Source organism: Marinomonas sp. TI.3.20 (assembly GCF_038155025.1).
GTDB lineage: Bacteria > Pseudomonadota > Gammaproteobacteria > Pseudomonadales > Marinomonadaceae > Marinomonas > Marinomonas flavescens.
On the sequence record NZ_JBAKAS010000132.1, the window covers coordinates 1 to 255 of the forward strand.

The 255-nt window shown below is 47.5% G+C and carries 1 protein-coding gene; it reads left to right on the forward strand.

What is annotated here, in order from left to right:
* The coding region (locus V6259_RS19880; RefSeq protein WP_341586000.1) for a hypothetical protein at positions 1-255 on the forward strand (255 nt) is incomplete at both ends.

The window sequence follows — 255 nt, forward strand, 5'->3', positions numbered from 1 at the left end:
GCGACCTACGTTGATAAAAACGGGCAACTTCGCTATGCGGATGGGTCACCTGTTTTAGATGAAAATGGGGAATCTGTTTTTTACGATAAAGACAAAGGCTTCGTCACAAAAGATGGTAAACAAGCGGCACTTTCAGGAAAGCTGACTACAGCTGATGGCAAGACAATTACTGCTGACGGCAAGGTGCTGGATACGGCCACTGGCTCTGATGTTACAAAAGACCAGCTAGACGGCATGCTGTACGACGGAAAAGCG